We start from the raw sequence: 4,003 nt of genomic DNA, 5'->3' as shown, positions 1-4,003 counted from the left end.
GCTCGGTCGACTATCACCCTGCCCTCATTCAGGTGCCTGCTGCGTCTTGAGGAGTGATAACACGTCTGGACCGCGGCGAGAGATTTCGTCATTCAGCCATTGCTGTCCGTTTCTGACGTCAAGCAAATGCGCAGCCTCCCCGAATACACCAGCGCCCTGCCATTCCTGTCGATTTCCGACCACGTAGAGCACCCGTTTGGCACGGGTTGCGGCGACATTCAGCAGGTTCGGTGTTCCACCCGCCCAACTGCGTGATCCGGGTTTGGCACCTCGCCCGGCCCCGAGCATCAGGATGACGGCCTCCGTTTCTTTGCCTTGAAAAGTATGAACGGTGCCGACCCGCTTCTCTACCCAAGCCTCGCGGTCCCTCCGAGGGCGGCCGGGTAGAACGTCTCGGGTCTGCAAGAGCAGTGATCGCAATTGGGCTGCCGGCATGCGGAATGGTGATATTACATAGAGATCCGGCGGTTCAGGATAGCTAGCACAAAGCTCAGCAATGGCCTGCACGATGAGCACGCCTTCCTCATGGACCCATTTGTCGCTCGAGGGAGCGTCGACATCGATCCAGGCCGAGCCGCCGAGCACGTCCCGAATGGGAGACGGCCCAGGCTCTGTCGCAAAAACCATTCGGTCGGCGTAGGCAATGCGGTTTGCGAGCTCGAACATAGGTTGATCGCATCGGCGATGGACCAGCAGTGGAATTCCGGTCACGCGACTGTCGTTCTCTTTGATGCCATCCTCGAGCGGAAAATAGCCCTGGATTTGGCTTGCCCGATCCGCAAGGGTCTGCACTGAATCTCGTGGCGCGCTCCAGGGCACTGCATCGAGGCCATGGCTTTTGAAGATCAGCTGCATCGTACGGGGAGGTATGCTTGTGATAGGCTCGATCTGAAGCGGGTCGCCGATCACGACAGTGCGTCGGGCCCGCCAGATGGCCCCGACCGCTTGCTGAGGCGCAGCCTGACCGGCCTCGTCGATCATCAACCAGCCGATGGATGAGGCTCCGAAATCCTGAAACATTCGACCGATCGAGGCAAAGGTCGATGATACGACCGGGACAAGAAGGAAGAATACACCCCAGTCGCGCGCACTCGGTCTTGGGGTACCCGGGCCGCCGGAGGTGGCTTTAGCGATGATGTTGAGTGACGGTTTCAGCTTTGACGCGCCGGCGACGATGAAGGCGCGCTGCAAGCGGATTGCGGCCATAAACAGAACGTCGCGCGCCGTCCGGAACCGTCCCCCGTTCCATGGGCTCGATTGATAGAGACTGTCATCGGGCTGGGACCAGAACTCCGGCGCTGGGCACGCAACACCCAGATCATCTCCTGCATCAACAAGTTTTTGGTTGAGGCGGATCGCCTCATCTTCCATGCTTTTCAGGCTCGCTTCAATTGCGGCCGATGAGATGGCAAGGCGCTCTTCCTCTCCAGTGGCTGCCGTGACACTGATCCTGGCCGCCTTCACCGTTTGCGCCACATCACCCAGCTCATCCACCAGCCGGCGGATGGCTGCTTCATGCGTTCGCCATGCGGCACTTTTCAATTGTCGGCTGAGCCAGGTCGGCTTGATTGCGGTCAGGGCCGCCAATCTGGTATTTAGGGCGGCTTCTTCCGCGAGAAGATGTCCGAGATGCTCGCGCGCATCCAGCGTTGCCTTTCGCGCCGATTGCAGATCGCGCTGTAATCCTATCGTTTGAGCTCTAATGCCTGGGAGACGCGTCTCACAACAACGCAAAGACTCAGCGGTTTGGGCAAGGTCGACGAGTTCGGCACGTAGCCGGCGGCATGTCGCCAGCGCACGCGAAAATTCAGCGCGGGTCTTCCGCCACAGCTGTTGCGCTTCGGGTGGTCGCATTGGCGGATCAAGCCGGACGAGTTTCCCGGGCGGATCTGGCCGCTGCAGGTCTGGTGAGACAAGGCGTTTGAACCACTCATTCAGCCCCCACTCGTTGTCCCACCAGAATCTCTCGAAAAACTTCCGTTTGTTATCCGCATTGCCCAGGCGGGCGGCAATTAGACCCCAAGCCCTTTGAGCTTCGGATACGTCCTTCGGCAGGTTGAGAAGGGCGGTCGCCGTGTGGCCGAAATAGTCGAGCCCGCCTTCGTTCCAGATCGACGGATCGAGTGCCTTCTCCCGCACTGGCAACTCGAGACTGATATTTTCAACCGCTGCGTTGTTGCTGCTCGCCACCACGATCGCGTAGTCCATGAGGTCAATATCACCCAGCCCGTTCCAGGGCTTCGCGACGGCTGCCAGGCGCTCGGCCCGCGCGATAATCACATGGGCCACCAGATCTCGTAGCAGGGTCGTTTTGCCTGTGCCCGGCGGCCCGTTCACGGCAGCGAGGCCGTCTGCGCTCAGGTCGCGTACGATGGCATTGACAGCGGCTTGCTGCAGTAACGTCAGGGGATGAAGACCTTTGCCGGGCCACCGTCCCAGGGGGAACAAACCGGGGTCCAGCAGTTGCGACAATTTGAGCCTATCGGTTAGGCAATCCCACGGATCGACTGGCGGGTTCAAACCAAGGTAGGAGGCCGCCGCGCCTGTCACGGTTTTGGCTTCGACATCGGCGAGGACTTTGGATAGATCGGAGAGATAAAAACTTGAAAGAATGTCGGCTGCGGGCGGGTCACGACGGACCATCTCGATTACGCAGGGGGTCAGGATCTGGAGATCTTCGGGAATACCGAGTTCCTCAACCAACGCGCGGGACACGCCGCGCAGATCATCCCATGTCAACGAACGCGGCTGCCCGTCCGTGCCGCGTGGTGCAAGGAGATCAGTGAACCTCAATTTGAGACCGCGTTCTGCGGTGCGCCAGTCAGATAGGCCATCCGTCGTACCGCCGGTCGAAAGATGACCGAAACCCCAGCAAAAGCTACTGATTGCGAGGCTGTCGGATACGATGATTCCCCACTCGTCGAGCGTCACGGAGGCCGCAACAATATTTCCGGACAATGGACGGCTGGTCTGATCCTCATCCGCGTCATCGTCGAAAAAATCATCGAGCCATTTGAATGATTCGCCTGCCGGCATCGCTGCCAGTATGACGGAGTACCATGTCCGGGGCTTCCGATCTGGCTGTCCTCCGGCCTCGATCGCCGCAGGCCTAGGTTCAGCCGGATCGGCGGGAGCCTGGCTTTCATGCTGATCGCCGCGTTGGCTTTCCGTCAGGATCGGCCACGGCGTCGGATCGCCGTCCTGGGGTGGTTCCCAGAGGGTCGGTCCATCATCAGCATCGGTTTTCCGATTGCGTATCCGTCCGCCGCGCTCACCGGCGACATCGCTCCAGCCATTTCCTTTGGTGATTTGCGGGGACAGGACCTCACAGGCGATCCAGGATCGCAATACATCCCGGGCGGTCTCGGCCGATATCGACATGCGCTACAATCACCCAAGTCGAGAAATCGTCAAACTTTATTTGGCGGCAATCCGCGACGTCGATCGGGAAAAATGGACCGTCATTCCGATCGGCGTAAGCGGTACTGATACCCTTGGAAACGACGACCGTTACAATCGCGCCGGCAAGCAAATTCCCGGGCTACGGGAGGTTCAATTACTTCGTTCGCTCATATGCCCGGAATGTGAGGAGGCTTTACAAAAATATTGCACGCGCGGGATGTTGGCCTGGTCGGTTAACCCGCGCCTCAATGCCGGCCTTCCAACGCCATGCTTCAAGCTCGCAATTTCTGAGAAGTGATCGGCTAGCCACGTGACTCCTCACCCCGATCACAATTCTTTCTTCAACGTCGGAGATGCCTTGAACCGGACCGTTTTGCCGGCCTTGACTTTGATCGGCGTGCCCAGACGCGGATTGACCCCCTTACGCGCCTTGGTTTTTCGTACCGTGAAGGTCCCGAAACCCGGCAGTGTGAATTTGCCGTTCTTTTTCATCTCCGCCACGATCGCGCCGACTACGGCGCCCGCGACTTTGAGGGCGGTCACGCCGTTGAGGTCGGCTGACTTCTGAAGGGTTTCTGCGATAAATGCCTTCGTCACCCTG

Annotated in this window: 3 protein-coding genes; 1 reads left to right on the top strand and 2 read right to left on the bottom strand. The window is 59.4% G+C overall.

The features are described 5' to 3' along the window. Positions 1–24 precede the first annotated feature (24 nt). Entirely contained in the window at positions 25–3,381 is a 3,357-nt protein-coding gene (locus ACP5E6_RS16795) for a DEAD/DEAH box helicase (RefSeq protein WP_427956087.1), read from the bottom strand. On the opposite strand from ACP5E6_RS16795, the gene ACP5E6_RS16790 reads away from it, so the two are divergent. Further along, positions 3,380–3,700 carry a hypothetical protein gene (locus ACP5E6_RS16790; protein ID WP_427956084.1) on the top strand — a complete coding sequence of 107 codons (321 nt, stop codon included), beginning with the start codon at positions 3,380–3,382 and terminating at the stop codon, positions 3,698–3,700. The genes ACP5E6_RS16795 and ACP5E6_RS16790 overlap by 2 nt on opposite strands. Before the next feature lie 29 nt (positions 3,701–3,729). On the opposite strand, the gene ACP5E6_RS16785 is transcribed toward ACP5E6_RS16790, so the two are convergent. Continuing rightward, a complete protein-coding gene (locus ACP5E6_RS16785) occupies positions 3,730–3,999 on the bottom strand; it encodes an HU family DNA-binding protein (RefSeq protein WP_427956090.1) in 270 nt (89 codons plus the stop codon). Positions 4,000–4,003: the final 4 nt, after the last annotated feature.

Origin of the sequence: Acidiphilium sp. (assembly GCF_049977125.1) — a bacterium.
Taxonomy (GTDB): Bacteria; Pseudomonadota; Alphaproteobacteria; order Acetobacterales; family Acetobacteraceae; genus Acidiphilium.
This window is presented reverse-complemented; position numbering and strand designations above follow the sequence as displayed.

Coding starts and splice junctions, on each gene's coding strand:
- ACP5E6_RS16790 (WP_427956084.1), top strand. CDS start 3,380: ATGCGCTACAATCACCCAAGTCGAGAAATCGTCAAACTTTATTTGGCG.
- ACP5E6_RS16795 (WP_427956087.1), bottom strand. CDS start 3,381: ATGTCGATATCGGCCGAGACCGCCCGGGATGTATTGCGATCCTGGATC.